Raw genomic sequence first — 22,459 nt, 5'->3', positions numbered from 1 at the left:
TGAAGAGAAGTTCGGCCCCGATGCGGGGCCGATAATGATTATTCTGCGTGGTTCTCGGTGCTCATGCGGCCCAGGTCTTTATCGACCAGGAACAGACCGTTGCCGCTGTTGCTGACCAGCGCCAGTTTATCCAGCACGGTTTTGAACAGCTTCTCTTCTTCGTGCTGCTCGGCAACATACCACTGCAGGAAGTTGAAGGTAGAGTAATCCTGTGACGTCATAGCGGCGTGTGCCAGCTCATTGATTTTGCTGGTGATCAGCTGCTCATGCTCCAGCGCCTGCTGCAGGATTTCATTCAGCGAGGTGAAAGAAACCGGTGGCGCAGCGATGGTGCCCAGCACCGGCATCGCGCCGGTATCGCTCAGGTAATCAAACAGACGCTGCATGTGCTGCATCTCTTCACGTGAATGCATCTTCAGGAAGGAAGCGGCACCCTCAAAGCCTTTGTCGCTGCACCAGGCGCTCATTTGCAGATAAAGATTGGCAGAGAAAAATTCCAGGTTCAGCTGGTCGTTTAAACGCCCAGTCATTTCAGCAGTCAGCATGGCCGAGTCCTTTTAAGAAGATGTTAAATAAACAGGTGGATGCGGTGAATTATGCATCATACATGTTAGTAAAGTGAAGCCTTTTCCGCAAAATAAGTCAATTTATCTGATTGATTTAAATAGAATTATTTCGGAAATTGAATGCGACCAATTCTCATTCTGCATCGCGCAATATCGGGCAACAACGTCAGGGGAATCAGCACCATGATAGTGCGGACAATGGTTATTCTGCTGGTGCAACAAGTTGCTGAAGCAGACGAAATATCGCCAATCTGATGCCGTCCCGGAAATATAACGTTGTGGTCTGAAAAATAATTTTCAGAGCGCGATAAGAGGTATGGCGTGGATTAAACGTCCTGTGTCGGGAAATAAAGCGTTAACAACATTTCTCTTAGCGGCTCTGGCATAAATCCTGCTTAGAACTGAGTTCCATATATTGAAACTTGCCACGGCAGGGAACGGGCGGCAGGCCATGTTATCAGGAGAAAATAATGTCAGAAGAGAGTGTGGTTAATCCGGTAAAAATGACGGCGACCAAAGGCAGTTATATCGCTTTAATTTTTGCCATTCTGTTTTTCTCAGGGCTGTTTTATAACGTCGAGGGCCTTAAATGGCTGGGTGCGTTTGACTTCACCACGCTGGGCGGCAGCTTCGGCACCATGAAAGATCCCGCCAGCAATACCTTTCTCGGCGCAGGCGGACTCAGTGCCAAAGCAGGCTTCCTGTTTGCCCTGTCGCTGACGCCGACGGTAATGCTGGCGCTGGGCGTGCTGGAAATCTTTACCCACTATGGCGCGATTCGCGCGGCACATCGCTTACTGACGCCGCTGCTTAAACCGCTGATGGGGCTGCCGGGTCGTTGCGGTCTGGCGTTAATCACTGACCTGCAAAGCACCGACGCGGGCGCGGCATTAACCAAAGAGATGGCTGACCAGAAACAGATTGGCAAAAAAGAGCTGGTGGTGATGAGTGCCTGGCAATATTCGGGTGCCGGATTAATCAATAATTACTTCGCCATCGGTTCGGCGCTGTTCGCCTCAATGACGCTGCCGATCATTATTCCGCTGTTATTAATGTTCGTGCTGAAATTTGTCGGTGCGGCGATAACGCGCGCTGTGTTAAACAGTGTTTATAAGAAGGATTTCGCCGATGGAAAATAAAATTGCGACCCGCAGTAATCCATTCGATGTGTTTGTGACCGGTGCGCGTAAAGGCTTTCATATCGCCATTCACAACCTGATGCCGAATGTGGTGATGGCCTATGTGCTGGCAGAAGTGCTGAACCTGCTCGGCATTATGCAGTTTCTCGGACATGTGTTTGCGCCGGTGATGGGGCTGTTTGGCCTGCCGGGTGAGGCGATTACTGTGTTGCTCACCGCATGGCTCTCCTCGTCGGCGGGCACCGGCGTCGCGGTAAGCCTGCTGACCAAAGGGCTGCTGACCGGCGCGGATATCACCATTCTGGCGCCGGCAATTTTCCTGATGGGATCGCAGCTGCAATATATGGGGCGGCTGCTGGGCGTGGCCGATGTGCCCAAAAAATACTGGCCGCTGCTGATGCTGGTGAGCATCATCAACGCGCTGATCGCAATGTCTGTTATGCGTCTGTTTATTCAGGAGTAACGCTGTGTCTAAGGTATTAGAGCATTACCACTATCTGCATGAAATTCCGGAGCTGGGTTTTCAGGAGGTGAAAACCTCGGCCTACATCGCCGATCAGCTCGAGAAAGCGGGTCTGAAGGTGACGCGCAACATCAATAACACCACCGGCATTGTGGCGGAGATCGACAGCGGGGTGCCGGGGCCGGTGCTGGCGCTGCGTGCGGATATGGATGCGCTGGGGCACATCATCGATGGCGTGCCCTGTGCGCGTCACACCTGTGGTCACGATGGACACTCTTCGGTAGTGCTGACGGCAGCATCGGCGCTGCTGCAGGAGGGCACGGTGAAACGTGGCCGGCTGAAGATTCTGTTCCAGCCCGCAGAGGAGCTGGGTGCCGGTGCGCTCTCGATGATCGAAGGTGGCGCACTGGATGATGTGGAGATGATTCTGGGCTTCCATCTGCGTCCGCTGGAGGAGTGCGTGGTCGGTCAGGCGGTGCCTGCGGTGCTCTACTCCGCCTGCAGCACGCTGGAAGCGACTATCAAAGGCCAGCCCGCTCATGCGGCGCGACCGCATCTGGGCGTAAACGCGCTGGATGCCGCCGTGCAGGCGGTTCAGGCCGTCAACGCCCTCCATCTTTCGCCCGGCCTGACCTGGAGCGTCAAGGCGACCCGTTTCCTGTGCGATGCCGGTGTCACCAACTCGGTGCCGGATGAAGCCCGCGTGGTGTGGGATTTGCGTTCGCAGGAGAACGGGCCGATGACGCAGCTGAAAGAGCAGGTTACGCGCGCCATTACTCACAGCGTGGCGGCACTGGGTGCCAGCGCCGAGGTTCGCGTGCTGAAAGAGATGCCCGCCGCCGAGATCGATGATGAGGCGACGGCGGTGATCCGCGCGGCCATCGTTGAAGTGCTGGGCGAAGAGGGCGCACTGCCGACCCGAACCACGCCGGGCAGCGAGGACTTTTTCTATTATCCGGTGAAGCGTCCGGGTGTGAAGGCGGGCTTCTGGGGGCTGGGCACCAACCTGACGCCAGGACTGCATCATCCCGACATGCGTTTCGATCTCAGCTCGCTGGAGATTGGTGTGCAGATTTTTAAAGCCTGTGTCAGAAAGGTACTGGGATAACAGAGTGGGGGCGGGTGCAGACCCGCCCGACTCTGTTGCCGCATCCGCTGTTCTCCGATTCTCCCTCTGCGAAATCCCGCCCCCTTCCCTGTAGGCCGCGCGCGCAAAATATTGTATGCTATGCCGCCTTAAAGCTGACCAGGTAACCGGACTTCACGCCAATGTAACTTCGCGCTGACCCGCCAACGATGAAACATCGTTTTTGGCACCGTTTACCCGCCGGTAAGGTTCTGCCGGCCACCATGATTTATCAGCAGCGCCAGTACGTTGCGCTGCCTATTGAGAAGAATTCCATGTCTAATCCCTTTTTAGAAGAGGTGGCACGCCGCCGCACCTTCGCGATCATTTCGCACCCGGATGCCGGTAAAACCACCATTACCGAAAAAGTGTTGTTGTTCGGACAGGCTATCCAGACCGCCGGTACGGTAAAAGGCCGTGGCTCTAACCAGCACGCCAAGTCGGACTGGATGGAGATGGAGAAACAGCGTGGTATTTCCATTACTACCTCGGTGATGCAGTTCCCTTACCGCGATAGCCTGGTGAACCTGCTGGATACCCCAGGTCACGAAGACTTCTCGGAAGATACCTACCGTACGCTGACTGCGGTTGACTGCTGTCTGATGGTGATCGATGCCGCCAAAGGCGTCGAGGATCGTACCCGCAAGCTGATGGAAGTGACCCGTCTGCGCGATACGCCCATCCTGACCTTTATGAACAAACTTGACCGTGACATCCGCGATCCGATGGAGCTGCTGGATGAGGTGGAAAGCGAGCTGAAAATCGCCTGTGCACCGATCACCTGGCCTATCGGCTGCGGCAAGCTGTTCAAAGGGGTTTACCACCTCTACAAAGATGAGACCTATCTCTACCAGACCGGTAAAGGGCATACCATTCAGGATGTGCGCATCGTGAAGGGGCTGAACAACCCGGATCTCGACACCGCGGTCGGTGAAGATCTGGCGGCACAGCTGCGTGAAGAGCTGGAGCTGGTACAGGGTGCTTCGCACGAGTTCGAGCAGGATGCCTTCCTGAGTGGCGAACTGTCGCCGGTCTTCTTCGGCACCGCGCTGGGTAACTTCGGCGTTGACCACATGCTGGATGGCCTGGTTTCCTGGGCGCCGCGTCCAATGCCTCGTGAGACCGATACCCGTACGGTTGAAGCGAAAGAAGAGAAGTTCACCGGCTTCGTGTTTAAGATCCAGGCCAACATGGACCCTAAACACCGTGACCGCGTGGCCTTTATGCGTGTGGTCTCCGGTAAGTATGAAAAAGGGATGAAGCTGCGTCAGGTGCGCACCGGCAAAGATGTGGTGATCTCCGATGCCCTGACCTTTATGGCGGGCGACCGTTCACACGTTGAAGAAGCGTATCCTGGCGATATCATCGGTCTGCATAACCACGGCACCATACAGATTGGCGACACCTTTACGCAGGGTGAAAACATGAAGTTCACCGGTATTCCGAACTTTGCGCCAGAGCTGTTCCGTCGTATTCGCCTGCGCGATCCGCTGAAGCAGAAACAGCTGCTGAAAGGGCTGGTTCAGCTGTCGGAAGAGGGTGCAGTGCAGGTGTTCCGTCCGGTGCATAACAACGATCTTATCGTTGGCGCGGTCGGGGTACTGCAGTTCGATGTGGTCGTGGCACGTCTGAAAAGCGAATATAACGTCGAAGCAATCTACGAAGCGATTAACGTCTCTACGGCGCGCTGGGTTGAATGCAGCGACGCGAAAAAGTTTGAGGACTTCCAGCGTAAAAACGAAGTTAACCTGGCACTCGATGGCGGCAATAATTTGACTTATATTGCGCCAACCATGGTCAATCTTAATATTACGCAGGAACGTTATCCCGACGTGACCTTCCGTAAAACGCGCGAGCACTAATCGCCTGTTTCCGGGCCATTCCAGCAGGGAGTGGCCCTGATTTCCCCACTCCAGACTCCTCCTAAAAACCCCGTTTTTTTTCTGTTTTGACGTGTGATCAACCAGTTAGCCAGGCAAATCGCAAAATGCCGTCTATGATTATTTTATCGGACGGCGGAAGAGACTTCTCTTGTCCTTACGTCCTGTAACGCAGCGGCACCTGTGCCTCTGTTTCGCCCACAGTTTTGGGTGAGTTAACTGATAGAAGGAAGATATCGATGAACAAGACTAAGATTGCTAAAACCCTTATGGCCGCCATGATTGGCTCAGCACTGATCAGCGGCAGCGCACTGGCCGATGAATCGCTTTCTCAGAAAGCGTCACAGACAGCCGACAGCGCGGGTTCGAAAATCGATAGTTCTATGAAAAAAGTCGATGGTTATATGGATGACAGCGGCATCACCGCCAAAGCCAAAGCGGCACTGGTGGATGACGACGCAATTAAAAGCACGGATATCTCGGTAAAAACGCATAGCGGCGTCGTGACCTTAAGCGGTTTCGTCACCTCACAGGATCAGGCTGAAAAGGCTGTGGCGGTGGTGCAGAAAATCGAAGGTGTTAAATCCGTCAGCGACAAACTACACGTCAGAGACAGCAAATCATCTTCAGTGAAAGGTTATGCCGGTGATGCCGCTACGACCAGCGAAATTAAAGCTAAGCTATTAGCAGACGACATTGTTCCGTCGCGCAACGTAAAAGTTGAGACCACCGACGGTGTTGTTCAGCTTTCAGGGCATGTTGCTACTCAGGCACAGTCAGATCGTGCAGAAAGCATCGCTAAAGCCATTGAAGGCGTGAAAAGCGTTAAGAATGACCTGACGGTTAAATCTTAAGCTTGCGTGCGGTCACTCTGGTGACCGCATGAATAAAAGATACCCATCCGGGGATTAAATAAGCAGTTCGATTTTAAATAGGGTAAGGAGAGGCTTATGTTTCGTTGGGGCATTATTTTTCTGGTGATCGCACTGATCGCTGCAGCGTTAGGTTTTGGCGGTTTAGCGGGCACAGCAGCATGGGCAGCTAAAGTTGTCTTCGTCGTTGGTATTATCCTGTTCCTCATCAGCCTGTTTACCGGCCGTAAAAAGCTTTAGCCGATGAGTCCTGCAGCGTAATGCAACGTAAAGCATAGAGCGGAGACCAGTCATCTGCAGCGACTGACGTGAAGAGAGGGACACCTTCACATCGCTGCGATGGCAGGCCAGTTCAGCTGGCCTGCCGGTTAAAGGAATAGATGACTGGTTCTCCGGAATGCTGCTGTCTTTAACGGATCCCTCCTCCAGCATACCCGGAACCCTTTTTTGAGGTTCGCACAGTGGGTATACGCATTCCTGTCACACTCGGCGCCATTGAACCTCTGGCCCTGACACCCTTTAAAGCTCAGAAAATTGCCCTGGTTTGTGAAGGCGGCGGTCAGCGCGGCATTTTCACCGCAGGGGTGCTGGACGAATTTCAGCGCGCCCGATTCAATCCTTTTCAGCTGATGCTTGGCACCTCTGCCGGTGCACAAAATCTCTCTGCCTTTGTCTGTGGTCAGCCCGGCTACGCCCGTCGCGTGATTACCCGCTATACCACCAGTAAACTCTTTTTTGATCCGCTGCGCTTTGTGCGCGGAGGCAATCTGATCGACCTCGACTGGCTGATCGATATCACCCGCAGTGAATTTCCGCTGGCGATGAGCAGCGCGGAACAGCTGTTCTCCAGCGGCCGCGAGTTTTATATGTGCGCCTGCCGCAGCGACGACTATTCGCCCGGCTACTTTACGCCCACCGCCGACAACTGGCTGGATCTGATCAAAGCTTCCAGTGCGATTCCCGGTTTCTACCGGCTGGGTGTCAATCTGGAAGGGATAAGCTATCTCGATGGTGGCATCAGCGATGCAATTCCGGTGCGCGAGGCCGCACGTCGCGGTGCGGACACCATTGTGGTGATCCGCACGGTGCCATCGCAGATGTTCTACACCCCAAAATGGTTTAAACGGATGGAGCGCTGGCTCAGTACTGGCGCGCTGCAGCCGATGATCAATGTGCTGAACAAGCATGAGCAGAGCTATCGGGAAATTCAGCAGTTTATTGAGAATCCTCCCGACGATTTGCGCATTATCGAAATTTTTCCGCCGCACGTGCTGGCCAGCAGTGCCCTGGGCAGCCGGGTTGCCGCGCTGAATCAGGATTATCATCTGGGGCGGCGCTGTGGTCGCTATTTCCTCGCCACGCTGGGCCAGTGGCTGAGCGATGCTGAACCGATGATCTCAGCGCGCATCGTTACCCCGCCTGCGCCGGTCGCCAATGCACCGGATACCCGACTGATTATCACGCCGCCGCTGGCGGACAATGATGCGGATTACGACAAAGGATCGCTGGCATGACGTTTATCGATACGCACTGTCATTTCGACTTTCCGCCTTTCGAAGGGAATGTTGCCGCCAGCCTGGTGCGCGCCGCGGAAGCGGGTGTAGAGAAGATTATCATCCCGGCAATTGATGCCAGCCGGTTTGAGCGCGTCTGCGCACTGGCTGCTGAACACCCGCCGCTTTACGCGGCGCTGGGCCTGCACCCTATCGTCATTGAAAATCACCTTGAGGCGCATCTTGAGCAGCTGGAAACCTTACTGCAACAGCGGCCACGTAAGCTGGTGGCGATCGGCGAGATCGGGCTGGATCTCTATCGCGACAATCCGCAGTTTGATAAGCAGCAACGCTTTCTTGAAGCACAGCTGAAGCTGGCGAAACAGTATCAGCTGCCGGTGATCCTGCATTCGCGGCGCACCCATGACAAGCTGGCGCAGATTCTGCGTCGTCTCGATCTGCCGCGCCGTGGCGTGGTGCACGGTTTCGCGGGCAGCCTGCAGCAGGCGCAGGCCTTTATTAAGCTGGGTTATGCGATTGGCATTGGCGGGACCATTACCTATGAACGCGCCAGCAAAACCCGTCAGACCGTAGCACAGCTGCCGCTCTCTTCGCTGCTGCTGGAAACCGATGCACCCGATATGCCGCTGCAGGGCTTTCAGGGCCAGCCAAACCGCCCGGAACGGGCGCGTCAGGTGTGGGAAGTTCTCTGCAGCCTGCGAGAAGAGTCACCCGAAGAGATTGCCGATGCGCTGTGGCACAACAGTCAGCAGCTATTCCGGCTCGATCCCGCTTTCCCGGCGCTGCGTAACTGACGGATCTGCCTCATCTGCGCTTAAATGTGATAATAGTAACATTGAGCCAGCTGGCGTATAATGTCCATTAAACGCTGTTATCTGCGATTTTAGTCACAGTGAGTGTGACGCAATTGCACCAATTTCTTATTCCTATGTGACTACTGGCACATATCAGGCCGCTTCTGAGTGTTATTATTATAACATTCCGCCGGCAAGCCGGTGGGTTGCACCCCAATCCTTTGGAGAGCCTCATGACCGATATTAAACCTCTTGCCCTGCGCGCCCTGAAACTGATGGATTTAACCACCCTGAATGATGATGACACCGATGCAAAAGTGATCGCCCTGTGTCATCAGGCTAAATCTCCGGCAGGCAACACTGCCGCCATCTGTATCTATCCGCGCTTTATTCCGATTGCGCGTAAAACGCTGCGCGAGCAGGGTACGCCGGAAATCCGCATCGCCACGGTGACCAACTTCCCGCACGGCAATGACGACATCGATATTGCACTGGCAGAGACCCGCGCCGCCATCGCCTACGGTGCAGATGAAGTGGATGTGGTCTTCCCGTACCGTGCGCTGATCGCCGGTAACAGTCAGGTTGGTTTCGATCTGGTGAAAGCCTGTAAAACCGCCTGTGCTGAAGCGGACGTGCTGCTGAAAGTCATCATCGAAACCGGTGAGCTGAAAGAGGAAGCGCTGATCCGTCAGGCTTCTGAGATTGCTATCGACGCGGGTGCCGACTTCATTAAAACCTCCACCGGTAAAGTGCCGGTTAACGCCACGCCGCAAGTGGCGCAGATCATGATGAATGTGATCCGTGATAAAGGCGTCAGCAAGGACGTTGGCTTTAAACCTGCGGGCGGCGTGCGCACCGCTGAAGATGCCGCGATCTATCTGCAGATGGCAGAAGAGACGCTGGGTGCCGACTGGGCCGATGCGCGCCATTTCCGCTTTGGTGCATCAAGCCTGCTGGCGAGCCTGCTCAACACCCTGGGTCATGACAGCGACACCAGCAAAGCGGGTTACTGATCTTTCAGGCGGTCGCTGGCCGCCTGTTCTCCATCCTGATTTCCCTGAACCAGGGGGCTACTTTGTTTCTGCCACAAGAAATTATTCGCAAAAAACGTGACGGCCAGGCGCTGACTGAAGAGGAGATTCGCTTCTTCATCAATGGCGTGCGCGATAACACCGTCTCGGAAGGTCAGATTGCCGCGCTGGCGATGACCATTTATTTCCACGACATGACGTTGCCAGAGCGGGTCGCGCTGACGATGGCGATGCGTGATTCCGGTACGGTACTTAACTGGAAATCACTCAACCTTAACGGGCCGGTGGTGGATAAGCACTCGACCGGCGGTGTCGGCGATGTGACGTCGCTGATGTTAGGGCCGATGGTCGCTGCCTGCGGTGGATATGTACCGATGATCTCCGGTCGTGGTCTGGGTCATACCGGCGGCACGCTGGATAAACTGGAAGCGATTCCGGGCTTCGATATTTTCCCCAGTGATGACCGTTTCCGCGACATCATTAAGCAGGTCGGTGTGGCGATTATCGGCCAGACCAGCTCGCTGGCCCCGGCGGATAAGCGCTTCTACGCGACGCGTGACATCACCGCTACCGTCGATTCCATTCCGCTGATCACCGCCTCGATTCTGGCCAAGAAGCTGGCAGAAGGGCTGGATGCGCTGGTGATGGATGTCAAAGTAGGTTCCGGCGCATTTATGCCAACCTATGAAGCCTCAGAAAGTCTGGCGCAGTCGATTGTTGGCGTTGCCAACGGCGCAGGCTGCCAGACCACCGCGCTGCTGACGGACATGAATCAGGTGCTTGCCTCGTCAGCCGGTAACGCGCTGGAAGTGCGCGAAGCGGTGCGCTTCCTGACCGGTGAACAGCGGAATCCGCGCCTGCTGGAAGTGACGCTGGCGCTCTGCAGCGAAATGCTCATCTCCGGCAAACTGGCCGCCAGCGACGCCGACGCGCGTCAGAAGCTGATGACGGTGCTGGATAACGGTAAGGCGGCTGAGGTATTTGGCCGCATGGTCGCTGCCCAGCAGGGACCGGCTGATTTCGTCGAACGCTACGACGCTTATCTGCCCGCGCCAATGCTGAGCAAACCGGTCTATGCCGACCAGCCAGGCATCGTCAGCAGCATGGATACCCGTGCGCTGGGTCTGGCGGTGGTGGCGATGGGCGGCGGACGTCAGCGCGCCAGCGACAGCATCGACTACAGCGTCGGCTTCAGCGAAATGATCACCCTGGGAGAACGTGCCGATGCACAGCGTCCGCTGGCGGTCATTCACGCCAGCAGCGAAGACAAATGGCAGCAGGCCGCCGCAGCGGTTAAAGCTGCGCTGGTGCTCGGGGATTCCGTCCCGGCTGAGACGCCGGTTGTCTATCGCCGTGTGAGCGATCTCAGCTAACTGACCAGTAACCGGTGCCAGCCGCGATGCATTCGGGTATACTGATCTGATCGCTTTTTTTTGACTTGTCACGCGCCAATGCGCAGGAGACTTGCATGAAACGTGCTTTTATTATGGTTCTCGATTCCTTTGGAATTGGCTCCAGTAAAGATGCCGATAAATTCGGCGACGCAGGTTCAGATACCCTGGGTCATATCGCCGAAGCCTGTTTTAACGGTGAAGCAGACAAGGGACGTAAAGGCCCATTGCATCTGCCTAATCTCACCGCGCTGGGGCTGGGTAAAGCCGCCGAGTTGTCGACCGGCCGCTTCCCGGCGGGTCTGGATCCTGAGGCAAAAATCACCGGCGCGTACGCTTACGCCAGTGAGCTTTCGTCAGGTAAAGATACGCCGTCAGGCCACTGGGAGATCGCCGGTGTGCCGGTGCTGTTTGACTGGGGCTACTTCAGCGACAAAGAGAACAGCTTCCCGCAGGAACTGCTGGACAAGCTGGTAGCGCGCGCCGACCTGCCGGGCTATCTCGGTAACTGCCACTCTTCAGGTACGGTGATCCTCGACCAGCTGGGCGAAGAGCATATGAAAACCGGCAAGCCGATTTTCTATACCTCTGCGGACTCCGTATTCCAAATCGCCTGTCACGAAGAGACCTTTGGTCTTGAGCGGCTCTATGCGCTGTGCGAAATCGCCCGTGAAGAGCTGACCGAAGGGGGCTACAACATTGGCCGCGTGATCGCCCGTCCGTTTGTGGGTGACAAAGCGGGTCAGTTTGAGCGTACCGGTAACCGTCACGATCTGGCGGTCGAGCCACCATCCGCCACCATGCTGAAAAAGCTGGTGGATGAGAAGGGCGGTCACGTGATCTCCGTGGGTAAAATCGCCGATATCTATGCGGAACAGGGCATTACCAAAAAGGTCAAAGCAACCGGTCTGGATGCGCTGTTTGACGCGACGATTCAGGAGATGAAGATCGCGCCGGATCAGGCGATTGTGTTCACCAACTTCGTTGATTTCGACTCCACCTGGGGACATCGCCGTGATGTCGCCGGTTATGCGGGCGGGCTGGAGCTGTTTGACCGTCGTCTGCCTGAGCTGATGGAACTGGTTGGCGAAGATGACATCCTGATCCTGACTGCTGACCACGGCTGTGATCCCACCTGGGAAGGCACCGAACATACGCGTGAGCACATTCCGATTCTGATCTACGGACCAAAAGTGGAGCCGGGTTCACTGGGATACCGCGAGACTTTCGCCGATATTGGTCAGACAATTGCACACTATTTTGGCCTGTCCGAGATGGACTATGGCAAGAACATGCTGTAAATCAGCAATTTAATAAGGATTAAACAATGGCAACCCCTCATATTAATGCTGAAATGGGCGATTTCGCAGACGTCGTGCTGATGCCCGGCGATCCGCTGCGCGCAAAACACATCGCAGAGACCTTCCTGGAAAACGCGGTCGAAGTGAACAACGTGCGCGGCATGCTGGGCTACACCGGCACCTACAAAGGCCGTAAAGTCTCTGTGATGGGTCACGGAATGGGTATTCCTTCCTGCTCCATCTACACCAAAGAGCTGATCACAGACTTCGGCGTTAAAAAGATCATCCGTGTCGGCTCCTGCGGTGCCGTACGCCCTGATGTAAAACTGCGTGATATCGTGATCGGTATGGGTGCCTGCACCGATTCCAAAGTGAACCGTATGCGTTTCAAAGATCACGACTTCGCGGCGATTGCTGACTTCGACATGGTGCGTAACGCGGTTGATGCGGCGAAAAACCTGGGTGTTAAAGCGCGCGTGGGTAACATCTTTTCTGCCGATCTCTTCTACACGCCGGATCCGCAGATGTTCGACGTAATGGAAAAATATGGCATCCTCGGCGTTGAGATGGAAGCTGCGGGTATCTACGGTGTGGCTGCAGAGTTCGGTGCGAAAGCGCTGACCATCTGTACCGTATCAGACCATATCCGTACGCACGAGCAGACCACTGCTGCTGAGCGTCAGACAACCTTCAACGACATGATCAAGATTGCGCTGGAGTCTGTCCTGCTGGGTGATTAATGCGTGCGGCGGGTGATGATTCCCGCCCGCTGCCCGATCGCCTGCTCAGATCCTCCGTAACCGGAGGATCTGAGTATCCCGCCCCGCTTTCCCGGTAACATTCACATCAAATGACACACTTTTGCCGAGGCTTGTGCATCTTCGCGCTGGCACGCCGGCGATCGCGCTTTATCATAGTGTGCAATAACAGATAATAATTAGTCGCCTAATAATGCCCCCTGATGAACTTTCGTAACTTCGATGCTGAAGAGAAGCTGTTTGCCCGTCGCGCCGCAATCGCCTTTGCTCTGGTCTGTCTCTGTTTCACTATTCTTGGCGTAAACCTTTTCCGCTTACAGGTGCGCGACCATGCCTACTACCAGACGCGATCCAACCAGAACGACATCAAGATGATCCCCATCGCCCCGACGCGCGGGCTGATTTATGACCGCAACGGTATTCCGCTGGTGCGCAACGTCAGCTGGTACGCCATCACGCTGACGCCTTATAAAATTGACGATATGAACGCCACGCTGCGGGCGCTGACGCCGATCGTAAATCTGACACCCGATGAGATCGACACTTTCCGCCGTGCGCTGAAGCAGACCAGTCGTTACAAGCCGGTCGTGCTGAAAGAGGAGCTGACCGAAGAGCAGGTCGCCCGCTTTGCGGTCAATCAGTTCCGCTTTACCGGTGCCAGCATTGAGACCTACCAGGATCGTGAATATCCCTATGGGGCCGATCTGGCCCATGTGATCGGTTATGTGTCGAAAATCAACGATAACGACTACAAACGGCTGAATGCGGAAGGTATCGCCGAAAACTATGCGGCTGACCACAACATCGGCAAGCAGGGGATTGAGGGCTATTACGAAGCGCTGTTGCATGGCAAGCCGGGCTATCAGGAAGTGGAAGTGGATAACCATGGCCGCATTGTGCGGGTGCTGAAAGAGGTGCCGCCGGTCGCGGGTAAAAACCTGACGCTGACGCTGGATCTGCATCTGCAACAGTATGTGGAGAGCCTGCTGGCCGGGCAGCGTGCGGCGCTGCTGATTGAAGATCCGCACGACGGCTCCGTGCTGGCGATGGTCTCCAGCCCCAGCTACGACCCGAATCCGTTTGTGAAAGGTATCAGCTATCAGGCTTACAAAAAGCTGCTGCAGGATAAAGACCTGCCGCTGATCAACCGTGTCACGCAGGGACTCTATCCACCCGCCTCGACGGTGAAGCCTTATATGGCGATGTCGGCGCTGCTGACCCATGTGATTACGCCACAGTCGCAGTTCTTTGGTGCGCCGACCTGGACGCTGCCAGGCACGGACCGGCGCTATCGCGACTGGAAGAAAACCGGGCACGGCATGCTGGATGTCACTCGCGCGATAGAAGAGTCTGCCGACACCTTCTTCTATCAGGTGGCTTTCATGATGGGCATCGACCGGATTCACACCATGCTCAGCCAGTTTGGCTACGGCAAATCGACCGGCATCGACCTGAATGAGGAGTACAACGGTTTGCTGCCAAGCCGTGAGTGGAAGCAGAAGGTACATAAAAAGGCCTGGTATCAGGGCGACACGGTTTCGGTAGGCATTGGTCAGGGCTACTGGATTGCGACGCCGATTCAGATGGTGAAGGCGATGGTCGCGCTGATTAATAATGGTCGGGTCATCGCACCGCATCTGCTGGAGAAAACCCAGCGCGGCACGCTGGTGGAAAACTACCATCCACAACAGCACGAGGCGCAGATTGGCGATCCTCACTCACCGTACTGGTCGCTGGTGCGTCACGCGATGTTTGGCATGGCTAACGCGCCCAACGGCACCGGTTATAAATATTTCCATACCGCACCTTATGGCATCGCTGCGAAAAGCGGGACGTCGCAGGTGTTCAGCCTGCGTCAGAACCAGACTTATAACGCGAAGATGATCCCGGTGCGGCTGCGTGACCATATCTTCTACACCGCCTTTGCGCCGTTTAATGACCCGAAAGTGGCGGTGGCGTTAATTCTGGAGAATGGTGGCGGGGAAGGGGTAACGGCTGCGCCCGTGATGCGGGATATTCTGGACCATATCTTTATTCCGCCGGTACCAGAAGCACCCGCTCAGGCCACACCGTAAAAAGGGGGCGAAGGCCCCCGCAGAGCATCAGACTTTAAGCGTTTTAGTGACCTGTCCGATGGCGCGCACCACGTCCGTTGCGCCTTCACGGATTTCTGCAATCACGCCGCCCGCCTCCTGAGCCAGCTGTACGCCCTGGTCGGCACGTTTCAGGTTCGACTCAATACCTTTCAGTGCCCGGTTCGCCAGCAGATGATTTTGCTGAATCCGGTTTTCAATGTCGGTAGTAGCGCGGTTAATGTTGGCTGCCAGCGTGCGGACTTCATTAGCCACCACCGCAAAGCTGCGGCCATGGGTGCCCGCCCGCGCTGCTTCAATGGCGGCATTCAGCGCCAGCAGATTGGTCTGATCGGCGATCCGGCGAATACCTTCCACAATCGCCCCGATACGATCGGAGGACTCACTCAGCCCGGTAATATCCCCGGAGATCCCCTGTAGCTCACCCGCCAGCGCATTCATGGTCTCCACGCTGCTGGCGATAACATCGGCGCCCAGCTTTGTGCTTTCATCCGTTTGCAGCGCGGTGTGATAAGCCCGTTGTGCCGCATCATGCTCCTGCTGATTCTTTTCCACCTGTGCGGTCACATCCGTGGCAAATTTGACGATTTTGTAGAGCCGGCCCTGCTCGTCAAATACCGGATTGTAGGTGGCGCGCAGCCAGATCGTCTCGCCCCGTTTATTCACCCGGGGAAACTGACCCGAGACAAATTCGCCCCGGTTCAGTTGCTGCCAGAACTCGCTATATTCGCGGCTGTCGCGTACAGCCTGCGAACAGAAGCGACTGTGGTGAATACCTTCTACCTCCTCACGACGGTAGCCCATGGTTTTCAGAAAGTTGTCGTTGGCTTTCAGCACTTCACCTTTGAGGTTAAAGGCGATGACCGCCATCGACCGTTCAATGGCGGTGGTGATAGCGCGCTGCTCCTGCGCATCGTTGATATGGCCCGTAATGTCGGTGGCCAGTTTGACGATTTTAATCACCCGGCCATGGCGGTTCTGCACCGGCACATAGTTGGCTTCCAGCCAGATCGGGCGGCTGTTTTTTGCCATGCGCAGAAATTTATCGCTGAAGCTTTCGCCCCGGTTCAGCCGCAGCCAGAAATCCTGATAGTCCCGCGACTGAAGCTGTTCCGGCGTGCAAAAAAGGCTGTGGTGCTGGCCTTCAATCTCCGCCAGCGTGTAGCCCATGCGCGCCAGAAACAGCGCATTGGCGCTGAGAATGGTGCCATCGGGGGAGAATTCAACCATGGCGATGGAGCCGTGGAGCGAGCTCAGCGTGGCCGCTGAGTGAGCCCGCTTCTGCCAGCCGTGGCGTGAAGCGATACCTGATGTAATGGTGAAAAACATGGCGATCCTTATTATTAGTGTTGGTCTCGCCTCCTATATCGGCAAAATCGCGGCACAATGGAGCCTTTACCGCTCCGCTGACTAAAATTTATCCGGCCAGACGCGAGGTTTTTGCGTCGGGTCAAACCCGATATTGGAGTTGATGGAAAAGCCGTCAGTCGATGTAATTTTGGTGAAAAGCGTTTGACGCTGCCGGGCCGCTTTGGTTTAATGCGCCCCGTTGCCCGAATAGCTCAGTCGGTAGAGCAGGGGATTGAAAATCCCCGTGTCCCTGGTTCGATTCCGGGTTCGGGCACCAAATTTAAAGAACCCGCCTCTGGCGGGTTTTTGCGTTCTGGAGCGAACCCGTTATCGAAGGTTCGATACACTCGCCACATCCAGTGGCTCGCCCTGCGGGTCGCGCTGAGGCGCGATGCAAAAATGCTCCCGGCATTTTAGTCCGGGTTCGGGCACCAAATTTAAAGAACCCGCCTCTGGCGGGTTTTTGCGTTCTGGAGCGAACCCGTTATCGAAGGTTCGCCAGACTCCCCGACATTTCCGAATTTCACTTCAGTCCGGCGCATTTCGCCTCACAACGCTGTAACAATGCAAACAGATTTCACGGCGAAACCAATTTGCTGCTTCGCCTCTGTGCTGTGTTGCCAGACCCGCACCGCCTGATGTGCTGTCCAGCCTGCAATTGACCGCGGCTAATCGTGTTTTAGTAGCCACTCTTTACAGAATCACCCTGACAGGCACAATAGCCCTTTTTACAGTTCTCTCACGGTCATGTCAGAAGAAGCGCTGCGTCTGCAGATACAGAACCTGAAAAAGCATAATGCGCGTCTGAAGCGTATAGCACATGACGCCCGTACAAAACTCAACGCGGCGCTGGATGGCACCGGATTATTCCTGTGGCAGCTCGATATTCCCAGCGGCAAGCTGGTGATCTTCAATCGGCGCTGGGGCGCGATGCTCGGCTTCAAGCCCAAAGAGACCGACGCCAACTTCGAATCGTGGAAAGAGAGCCTGCATCCTGATGATGCCGCCGAAGTTTTGCGGGCGTTTAACGATCACATCGCCGGAAAAGCGCCTTACTATGAGGCGCTGCATCGCATGATCGCCAAAAATGGCAGTATCACGTGGGTGCTGGATCGGGGCCGGGTCAGCGAGTGGAACGCGCACGGCGAGCCGGTTAAAGTCATCGGCACTCACATCGACATGACCAAAGAGAAGCAATATGAAGAGCAGCTAGCCCTGCTGGCGCTGCACGATCCCCTTACGCTGCTCAATAATCGCCATGCCCTGCAAAATGCTTTTTGTGAAATGAAAGCGCAGGGGCCGCTCTGCGTTGTCTTTATTGACCTGGATAACTTCAAACACGTCAACGATACCCTGGGGCATCGCAGCGGTGATGAAGTGTTAATTCAGTTAAGCCAGCGATTGACTGAGCTCTCTCCGGCAGAAGTGATCATTGGCCGGCTCGGCGGCGATGAGTTCGTCCTGCTATTGCCGTTTGCACTCAGGCAGCCGCAGGTCAGACAGCTGGCGCATGCCTGCCTTGATGCGGTGCTTACCCCTTTTGATTTGGCTAACGGGCACGCGCACATAGGCGCGTCAGTAGGCGTGTCACAGGTTGAGGTAAAAGATGACTTTGATACCGCCCTGGCACGTGCTGATGAAGCCATGTACCGCATAAAGAAGAACGGTAAACGCGGCGTTGCCTTTTATTCCGCCGTGTCTGACCCCCTCTGACACTGCCAGGCTTCCTCCCTGCACACCACTGATGCGTTATTTCCCGACTGACACTGCACGATTACACCCGCTGGTTTTTTTATTTCGCCTCCTGCAGGCTCACAAACCTATGAATTTCTCCACAGAAAATATTTTTTTTTGTACTATTCCGAAAACGCGGTTCTTATCCCCGGATAACCTGAATAGTACCGCTTCGTTTACTGCTGAATATCAGCACCAATTATTACGAGCCATTCTGATTAAAATTTTCATTAAACCAGGGTAATTGATCATTTATTGATCAGAATCAGCTATTTTCAGCTGGCATGATCAAAGTCTTGCGTCTCGCTTAATTCGGCGCTCAGAACGGAGGAGTGTAAATATATTTACCGCTTCGCTTAGGTAATTTGATCGTTTATTGATCATCTTCACTAACTCATATTGAACAAGCTATCCTGGTACCGCTTCGGTTACTTTTTTTTCAATTGGACATTTTTCGAAAATGATCGATTAATAGGGCGCGGCGATTTTTGTAAGAAATGTATTTTACACCGCATCCCTTTTTTAAATAGTACTGAGCGATAGTTGAAATGCGTTACCATTACGAGTGAGTGTTGTGCTATCAATAATGGGGTAGTGTGAAGGATTTTTTATTTTTCTCGCTTGATCGGTCCAGTTTTCTGTCTACATTTATGTTGCTGAATCGGCCTGATGAAGCATTAACTGTGCACATTCTGATTTTAATTTCAAAGAGGAACACAGAATGACTCAATATCGTGGTGGGGCCGGAAATTTTGCAGCCGACAAAGAGCGTGCTGCGGAAGCAGGGCGAAAAGGCGGCCAGAAAAGCGGCGGGAACTTTAAAAACGATCCCGAACGTGCCATCGAAGCCGGGCGTAAGGGAGGTAAGGTAAGCCGCAGAAGCTAAACGCTTTTCATACTGCCGTAACGGCAGTTTGGTGCGTTTACCAGGCTGTACAGATTCTCTTTTTATTTGCCTGTAAGATAATTACCTCCTGAATTATGTCGCTGATTTATCATCGGCACAGAGAGACACCGTTAATTAAACCGGTTGGGTTTTTCCTGCCGGTTTTTTTATTTTCTATCGTTTAAACTTATACGGATTAATAAATTCCTGTACAACTAAGTTTTGAATGGCGCTTTTTTTATGCACTTAATCCTGAAAAATGTATACATAGATTTATCGATTTGTACAAATTCCACCTGACTAGCGAAGCCGTAGTCATAAAAACTTTTATCCGCTAAATGACTGCTGTGAAAAGGAAAATGCATTTTATATGCCACTTCTGTCTTCAATTCAGACTGATGAAACGTGCGATATTAATAATCTCCACTAGACTTTTCAGGTGTCAACGACATGACTGCCGTTGCGTTATTACCGACGCAGCTTTTTAATCAATGAGGCTATCTTATGACAGTGAAAACGTTAAACGACCTGTTCATCCATGACCTATCCGATGTATACAGCGCTGAGAAACAGATAACCCGTGCATTGCCTAAAATGGCGCGCGCAGCCAGTGACGAAAACCTTATTGCTGCATTCAATCAGCACCTGGAAGAGACCCGTGCTCAGATTGAACGACTGGATGAACTGGTAGACGTGACACCTGAAGTCAAAATTAAAAGAATGAAATGCCATGCGCTTGAAGGTCTGGTTGAAGAGGCCCAGGAAATTATCGACTCGGTCGAAAAGGGTGAAATCCGCGATCAGGGGCTGATCGGTGCAGCGCAGAAAGTAGAGCACTATGAGATTGCTACTTACGGTACGCTGCATGCGCTGGCGCTGAAGCTGGGTTATACCAAAGCGGCAGAGCTGCTGGCCGCGACCCTGGATGAAGAGAAACAAACGGATGAGAAACTCACCTCGGTAGCCGAAGCTATTACTGTCTCTTAAGGAGTAACACATGACTGCGATCGAACACTATCATGACTGGCTGCGCGATGCGCATGCGATGGAAAAGCAGGCAGAAAGCATGCTGAGCAAGATGTCAGGCCGTCTTGAACACTATCCGGCGCTGGAACAGCGTCTGGCGCAACATCTGGAAGAAACTAAGCATCAGCTGACCCTGCTGGAACAGCTGCTCGACAGCCACGCTATCGATCACTCTGTGATGAAAGATGCGATGGGTAAAATGGCGGCGACCGGCCAGGCGGTGGGCGGTATGTTTAACTCTGATGAAGTGGTGAAGGGTGCCATCAGTGGCTACGTTTTTGAGAATGCTGAGATCGCCAGCTACACCAGCCTGATTGCCGCTGCGGAGCAGGTGGGCGATACGCAGGGCGTTCGCATCCTCAACGAGATCCGCGATCAGGAAGTGGCCATGGCGGAGTGGCTGCTGCAACACCTGCCTGAAGTGACTCAGAAATTCCTGCAACGTGCGTCGCAGCCGGGCGCAGAAGCGAAGAAGTAACGCCTTAATGCCTGCATGAAAAAAGCCGGGAATGACCCGGCTTTTGCGTTTTAGTGATTTTCAGGCTGCGACACTCAGTCAGCCATTAAATGCCCATACATCGTCATCAGCTTACGCGTAACGCCGTTCGTCCAGCCGAAGCCATCCTGTAATGGATATTCACCGCCGCCGCCGGGACGGGCGCGATCGCCGCTGATGTCATACTTCTCGACCAGCTTGTGGTGCAGCTGATAGAAGTTATTAACCGTATTAAGCCAGTTCACCGCGACTTCACTTGCCAGCGTCTCTTCACCGTAGTTATTCAGGCCGACAACGGCCATCCACTGCATCGGTGCCCAGCCGTTAGGACGGTCCCACTGCTCACCGCTTTCGACCATTGAGGTCAGCAGGCCACCGTTGCTCAGCAACAGATGACGCAGGGAGATTGCCTGCAGGTGCGCCTGATGCGGCGTCGCCAGACCCACAAACAGCGGAACGACCGAGGCAACGGTAAAGGCACCAAAACGCTCACGACGCCAGTCGTAGTCGCGGAACACACCAGCGGTGCTGTCCCACAGGTAACGGGTAATAGCGCGTTTCCGCGTTTCTGCCTTTTTCTGCCAGGCCAGCGCCGTCAGCTCTTCGCCTTTAGCGTGCGACAGGGTGGCAATCATCAGCTCCAGCTTGTACAGGAACGCGTTCAGATCGATAGGGATAAACTGTGTCGTACGGATACTCGACAGCCGTTTCGGGTTACGCAGCCAGCGCGAGGAGTAATCCCAGCCCGACTCTGCACCAGCACGCAGGTCACGATAGACTTCGCTGGCCGGACGTTTAGATTCGCGCGCGGTTTCGACATCTTCCATCCACGACTCATCACGTGGCGTATCACGGTCATCCCAGTAACGGTTCAGCAGCGAGCCATTTGGCATCCGCACGACGTGACGATAGGCCTGGTTTGGCATCAGTGAGCCGGCACCATCCATCCAGAACTGATACTCCTTCATCAGCTGTTCCTGATAGCGCTTAGCACCGCGCACGCCATCCTCTTCGAACAGCTCCACCATCAGGGCAAATACCGGCGGCTGAGAACGGCTGAGATAATAAGTACGGTTGCCATTTGGCACATGGCCGTAGTTATCAATCAGCCAGGCAAAGTTGTCTGCCATGTGACGCAGCAGGTCATCACGGCCCGATTCCGCCAGGCCCAGCATGGTGAAGTAGGAGTCCCAGTAGTAGGTTTCGCCAAAGCGTCCGCCCGGTACCACATAGGGTTTCGGTAACGGCAGCAGCGATGAGTGCGGCATATGCTGCTGCGGCATTTTGGTCAGAACCGGCCACAGATCGTCGATATGCTCGTTGAGCGATTTATCCGGATTGGAAACATAAAAACTTTCGTTTACGCCAGGCAGATAAAAGTGATCGGCGACAAAACGCGACAGGTCGAAATCACTGCTGCGTTTCTGTCGACGGTAGCGCATCAATACATCCAGCGGATCGTACTTAGGCGAACAGTCGGGGAAGGTTTTGCTGTCCTCAAAAATCCGCGACATCTGGACATGTTCAAACAGTTCCAGATAACGATCGGCAGGCGTGAGCGCATCCGGTGCCGGTAAGCCTTCAATCAGCTCCGGTTCCGGTTCAGAATCCTGCATGCGATCCAGTTTCAGTTCATGGGGATCGTATTGATACTCAACTTCCGCCCCGGCACGAACCTCTTCAAGTGCATTTTGTTGCTGGCGATGGGTATTAATAACGGCCTCCTGAGCGGTCGTGGTTGCACAAAGGGGAAATTATAGACCTCTCATCCTGCGGAACAACAATGCAGAATATCTATGAACGTAATAAAAATTGTCGATTAATCGAGGCTTTTTAATAAATTCCAGTCAATTCAACCAAATATAGCGGTGTTCACAAAAAACACATTTCGGATGAATCTCTTAGCAGCATGAATAAAAAAATTTAAGCTGAAGAAAACTGGCATTTATTCACATTTTGTAAAAGAAACCGCAGCCGCAAAGGGTGCAGAAAATGGCATACGCAACGGAAATCAGGGCAGGAGTAGGAATTGAGCGGGC

At 54.3% G+C, this 22,459-nt stretch carries 20 protein-coding genes and 1 tRNA gene; 18 read left to right on the top strand and 3 right to left on the bottom strand.

Annotated elements, in window-relative coordinates:
• Positions 1 to 38 precede the first annotated feature (38 nt).
• Positions 39 to 545, bottom strand: a complete 507-nt coding sequence (gene ftnA, locus AC6I8C_RS15715; RefSeq protein WP_033733871.1) for a non-heme ferritin — start codon at positions 543 to 545, stop codon at positions 39 to 41.
• Positions 546 to 1,036: 491 nt separating this feature from the next.
• Here ftnA and AC6I8C_RS15710 point away from each other — a divergent pair, with 491 nt between their 5' ends.
• From AC6I8C_RS15710 to mrdA, 13 genes are all read left to right on the top strand, one after another.
• Positions 1,037 to 1,705 (top strand): nucleoside recognition domain-containing protein, encoded by a 669-nt coding sequence (locus AC6I8C_RS15710; RefSeq protein ID WP_013359020.1) that lies wholly within the window; start codon positions 1,037 to 1,039, stop codon positions 1,703 to 1,705.
• Positions 1,695 to 2,168 carry a YjiG family protein gene (locus AC6I8C_RS15705; RefSeq protein WP_033733868.1) on the top strand — a complete coding sequence of 158 codons (474 nt, stop codon included), beginning with the start codon at positions 1,695 to 1,697 and terminating at the stop codon, positions 2,166 to 2,168. The genes AC6I8C_RS15710 and AC6I8C_RS15705 overlap by 11 nt, the downstream gene beginning before the upstream one ends.
• Before the next feature lie 4 nt (positions 2,169 to 2,172).
• Positions 2,173 to 3,276: a M20 peptidase aminoacylase family protein gene (locus AC6I8C_RS15700; RefSeq protein ID WP_497823001.1), complete on the top strand. Its 1,104-nt coding sequence runs from the start codon at positions 2,173 to 2,175 to the stop codon at positions 3,274 to 3,276.
• Between the two features lie 293 nt (positions 3,277 to 3,569).
• Positions 3,570 to 5,156: a peptide chain release factor 3 gene (gene prfC, locus AC6I8C_RS15695; protein ID WP_497823357.1), complete on the top strand. Its 1,587-nt coding sequence runs from the start codon at positions 3,570 to 3,572 to the stop codon at positions 5,154 to 5,156.
• 257 nt (positions 5,157 to 5,413) lie between these two features.
• Complete coding sequence (gene osmY, locus AC6I8C_RS15690; protein ID WP_135907699.1) at positions 5,414 to 6,028, top strand: molecular chaperone OsmY; 615 nt, start codon at positions 5,414 to 5,416, stop codon at positions 6,026 to 6,028.
• Between the two features lie 96 nt (positions 6,029 to 6,124).
• A complete protein-coding gene (locus AC6I8C_RS15685) occupies positions 6,125 to 6,286 on the top strand; it encodes a DUF1328 domain-containing protein (protein ID WP_003848537.1) in 162 nt (53 codons plus the stop codon).
• A gap of 221 nt (positions 6,287 to 6,507) precedes the next feature.
• On the top strand, positions 6,508 to 7,560 hold the full coding sequence (locus tag AC6I8C_RS15680) for a patatin-like phospholipase family protein (RefSeq protein ID WP_033733866.1): 1,053 nt from the start codon (positions 6,508 to 6,510) through the stop codon (positions 7,558 to 7,560).
• Positions 7,557 to 8,354: a TatD family hydrolase gene (locus AC6I8C_RS15675; RefSeq protein WP_497823000.1), complete on the top strand. Its 798-nt coding sequence runs from the start codon at positions 7,557 to 7,559 to the stop codon at positions 8,352 to 8,354. Before AC6I8C_RS15680 ends, AC6I8C_RS15675 begins: the two co-directional genes overlap by 4 nt.
• Before the next feature lie 233 nt (positions 8,355 to 8,587).
• Complete coding sequence (deoC, locus tag AC6I8C_RS15670; protein ID WP_497822999.1) at positions 8,588 to 9,367, top strand: deoxyribose-phosphate aldolase; 780 nt, start codon at positions 8,588 to 8,590, stop codon at positions 9,365 to 9,367.
• Positions 9,368 to 9,429: 62 nt separating this feature from the next.
• Positions 9,430 to 10,758 (top strand): thymidine phosphorylase, encoded by a 1,329-nt coding sequence (gene deoA / locus AC6I8C_RS15665; protein WP_497822998.1) that lies wholly within the window; start codon positions 9,430 to 9,432, stop codon positions 10,756 to 10,758.
• Positions 10,759 to 10,853: 95 nt separating this feature from the next.
• The gene (gene deoB, locus AC6I8C_RS15660; RefSeq protein WP_497822997.1) at positions 10,854 to 12,077 is read left to right on the top strand and encodes a phosphopentomutase; all 1,224 of its coding nucleotides are present in this window, start codon (positions 10,854 to 10,856) and stop codon (positions 12,075 to 12,077) included.
• Positions 12,078 to 12,103: 26 nt separating this feature from the next.
• Positions 12,104 to 12,817 carry a purine-nucleoside phosphorylase gene (deoD, locus tag AC6I8C_RS15655; RefSeq protein ID WP_497822996.1) on the top strand — a complete coding sequence of 238 codons (714 nt, stop codon included), beginning with the start codon at positions 12,104 to 12,106 and terminating at the stop codon, positions 12,815 to 12,817.
• Positions 12,818 to 13,038: 221 nt separating this feature from the next.
• Positions 13,039 to 14,910: a penicillin-binding protein 2 gene (mrdA, locus tag AC6I8C_RS15650; RefSeq protein WP_497822995.1), complete on the top strand. Its 1,872-nt coding sequence runs from the start codon at positions 13,039 to 13,041 to the stop codon at positions 14,908 to 14,910.
• 27 nt (positions 14,911 to 14,937) lie between these two features.
• On the opposite strand, the gene AC6I8C_RS15645 is transcribed toward mrdA, so the two are convergent.
• Positions 14,938 to 16,257, bottom strand: a complete 1,320-nt coding sequence (locus AC6I8C_RS15645) for a methyl-accepting chemotaxis protein (RefSeq protein ID WP_497822994.1) — start codon at positions 16,255 to 16,257, stop codon at positions 14,938 to 14,940.
• A 222-nt stretch (positions 16,258 to 16,479) separates the two neighbouring features.
• Between AC6I8C_RS15645 and AC6I8C_RS15640 the strand changes: the two genes are divergently transcribed.
• From AC6I8C_RS15640 to AC6I8C_RS15620, 5 genes are all read left to right on the top strand, one after another.
• Positions 16,480 to 16,555, top strand: a tRNA-Phe gene (locus tag AC6I8C_RS15640).
• Between the two features lie 470 nt (positions 16,556 to 17,025).
• Positions 17,026 to 17,991, top strand: a complete 966-nt coding sequence (locus AC6I8C_RS15635) for a diguanylate cyclase domain-containing protein (RefSeq protein ID WP_497822993.1) — start codon at positions 17,026 to 17,028, stop codon at positions 17,989 to 17,991.
• A gap of 742 nt (positions 17,992 to 18,733) precedes the next feature.
• Entirely contained in the window at positions 18,734 to 18,898 is a 165-nt protein-coding gene (locus AC6I8C_RS15630) for a con-10 family general stress protein (RefSeq protein WP_004571242.1), read from the top strand.
• Positions 18,899 to 19,402: 504 nt separating this feature from the next.
• Positions 19,403 to 19,885, top strand: a complete 483-nt coding sequence (locus AC6I8C_RS15625; RefSeq protein ID WP_150038570.1) for a YciE/YciF ferroxidase family protein — start codon at positions 19,403 to 19,405, stop codon at positions 19,883 to 19,885.
• Positions 19,886 to 19,895: 10 nt separating this feature from the next.
• Positions 19,896 to 20,402 (top strand): ferritin-like domain-containing protein, encoded by a 507-nt coding sequence (locus AC6I8C_RS15620; RefSeq protein WP_013359006.1) that lies wholly within the window; start codon positions 19,896 to 19,898, stop codon positions 20,400 to 20,402.
• Between the two features lie 74 nt (positions 20,403 to 20,476).
• On the opposite strand, the gene treF is transcribed toward AC6I8C_RS15620, so the two are convergent.
• Positions 20,477 to 22,135 (bottom strand): alpha,alpha-trehalase TreF, encoded by a 1,659-nt coding sequence (treF, locus tag AC6I8C_RS15615; RefSeq protein WP_071888691.1) that lies wholly within the window; start codon positions 22,133 to 22,135, stop codon positions 20,477 to 20,479.
• Between the last annotated feature and the right edge of the window lie 324 nt (positions 22,136 to 22,459).

The sequence above is a fragment of the Pantoea sp. X-Soil-YNGN-844 genome (genome assembly GCF_059730595.1).
This window is presented reverse-complemented; position numbering and strand designations above follow the sequence as displayed.

What these genes read in the sequence shown, in the direction of transcription:
- ftnA (WP_033733871.1), bottom strand. Translation starts at nt 545, where the DNA reads ATGCTGACTGCTGAAATGACTGGGCGTTTAAACGACCAGCTGAACCTG.
- AC6I8C_RS15710 (WP_013359020.1), top strand. Translation starts at nt 1,037, where the DNA reads ATGTCAGAAGAGAGTGTGGTTAATCCGGTAAAAATGACGGCGACCAAA.
- AC6I8C_RS15705 (WP_033733868.1), top strand. Translation starts at nt 1,695, where the DNA reads ATGGAAAATAAAATTGCGACCCGCAGTAATCCATTCGATGTGTTTGTG.
- prfC (WP_497823357.1), top strand. Translation starts at nt 3,570, where the DNA reads ATGTCTAATCCCTTTTTAGAAGAGGTGGCACGCCGCCGCACCTTCGCG.
- osmY (WP_135907699.1), top strand. Translation starts at nt 5,414, where the DNA reads ATGAACAAGACTAAGATTGCTAAAACCCTTATGGCCGCCATGATTGGC.
- AC6I8C_RS15685 (WP_003848537.1), top strand. Translation starts at nt 6,125, where the DNA reads ATGTTTCGTTGGGGCATTATTTTTCTGGTGATCGCACTGATCGCTGCA.
- AC6I8C_RS15675 (WP_497823000.1), top strand. Translation starts at nt 7,557, where the DNA reads ATGACGTTTATCGATACGCACTGTCATTTCGACTTTCCGCCTTTCGAA.
- deoC (WP_497822999.1), top strand. Translation starts at nt 8,588, where the DNA reads ATGACCGATATTAAACCTCTTGCCCTGCGCGCCCTGAAACTGATGGAT.
- deoB (WP_497822997.1), top strand. Translation starts at nt 10,854, where the DNA reads ATGAAACGTGCTTTTATTATGGTTCTCGATTCCTTTGGAATTGGCTCC.
- deoD (WP_497822996.1), top strand. Translation starts at nt 12,104, where the DNA reads ATGGCAACCCCTCATATTAATGCTGAAATGGGCGATTTCGCAGACGTC.
- mrdA (WP_497822995.1), top strand. Translation starts at nt 13,039, where the DNA reads ATGAACTTTCGTAACTTCGATGCTGAAGAGAAGCTGTTTGCCCGTCGC.
- AC6I8C_RS15645 (WP_497822994.1), bottom strand. Translation starts at nt 16,257, where the DNA reads ATGTTTTTCACCATTACATCAGGTATCGCTTCACGCCACGGCTGGCAG.
- AC6I8C_RS15635 (WP_497822993.1), top strand. Translation starts at nt 17,026, where the DNA reads ATGTCAGAAGAAGCGCTGCGTCTGCAGATACAGAACCTGAAAAAGCAT.
- AC6I8C_RS15630 (WP_004571242.1), top strand. Translation starts at nt 18,734, where the DNA reads ATGACTCAATATCGTGGTGGGGCCGGAAATTTTGCAGCCGACAAAGAG.
- AC6I8C_RS15625 (WP_150038570.1), top strand. Translation starts at nt 19,403, where the DNA reads ATGACAGTGAAAACGTTAAACGACCTGTTCATCCATGACCTATCCGAT.
- AC6I8C_RS15620 (WP_013359006.1), top strand. Translation starts at nt 19,896, where the DNA reads ATGACTGCGATCGAACACTATCATGACTGGCTGCGCGATGCGCATGCG.